General features: G+C 39.6%; 1 protein-coding gene. It reads right to left on the reverse strand.

All coding sequences use genetic code 11. The annotated features are described in order from the left end of the window. The coding region (locus QI30_RS19690) for an MMPL family transporter (RefSeq protein WP_148113924.1) at positions 1 to 1,468 on the reverse strand (1,468 nt) is incomplete at both ends.

Genomic DNA, 1,468 nt, shown 5'->3' on the forward strand with positions numbered 1-1,468 from the left:
GGAACGCAATCATGAAAATAATGAATGCTAATACAACAATGATCGATGCGAATACTGGTAAGGCATCTGATAAACGTTCTGAAATATCAATGTACATCGCTGTATTACCAGTAACATTTAACTTCACGCCATCAAATTTTGCATTACGTAGCTCATGCACAAGTTCAATTGTTTCTTGATCACTTGGTCCATTCGTTGGATTTAATGTAAGTACGGCCATTTCGCCTGATTCTTTTGGAATGACATTCGTAATCAGATCAACATGATCCATTGCTAAAATATCAGCTTGCAGTTGCTCAAGTTTCGATAGCACTTCCCCATCTTTTTCTGTCGCCTCTGCTACGACAACAAGTGAAGCGTGAACCCCTTCACCATAGCCCTCTTTTAATAAATCATACGCATCACGCTGAGGTGTCCCCTCTTCGTAAACACTATCATCTGGTAGGCCAAGTTCCATATGGAAAATTGGAATCGCTGTAATCGCTAAAAAGGCGATGGTAAGTGTTGCGATTAATACTGGAATTTTGTTTAATACTTTTGCCCAGCCTTGTAGTAGCTTTCCTGAGAATTTCACTCGGTCTGTTACTTTTTCGGCTAACGTCTTTTTACGGTCAACTGGTGGTGTAATTTTTTTACCAATTAACATCAACACTGCTGGTGTAACAATCACCGCAATTAAAATGGCAATGAATACCGTTAACGCTGCTGAAATCCCCATCATTGTTAAGAATGGAATTTGTGGAACAGCTAACGCCAGTAATGCAATAATAACCGTAATCCCTGCAAACACTACTGCTGTTCCCGCTGTACCGTTCGCAATGGCAATCGACTGTTGAATCGAATAGCCTTTTGCATACTCTTGACGGAAACGAGAAATAATAAATAACCCATAGTCAATCCCTACTGCAAGTCCAAGCATCGCAGCTAGCGTAATACATACAAATGCAACGGTTGCGTAATTGGAAACAATCATGACTCCGCATAACCCAATTAATAAGCCAATCACCGCTGTAATAACAGGCATCCCTGCTAAAATTAAAGAACCAAATGTAAAGAATAAAATCACAACCGCAACAATGACACCGATCACTTCTGAAGACATATCGCTCGGTTGTGTGTTATAAATTTCTGTTTCTGAAGAATAAAGCTCTGTTTGGATACCAGCATCTTCTGTTATATCGAATGTTTCGCGCAATTCATCTGCTTGCGACAATTTAAATTCTGAAGATGTGACATCATAAATGGCCATTAAGAAGCCGATTGTTTGATTTTCATTATAATTTTGTAGCATATCAGGTGTGACAACTGTTTCGACACCATCAATCGCTGAAACTTCTTCTGCTAATTCTGCTAGTGAGGCTTTTACATCCTCATCGACTAATGTTTTCCCTTCAGGTGCTTTCACAATGATCTGCATTTGAGCACCAGCGTCCCCGACTTCAGGGAATTCCTCTTTTAACATATCAAT

Origin of the sequence: Candidatus Kurthia intestinigallinarum, from assembly GCF_003991225.1 — a bacterium.
GTDB classification, from domain to species: domain Bacteria; phylum Bacillota; class Bacilli; order Bacillales_A; family Planococcaceae; genus Kurthia; species Kurthia populi.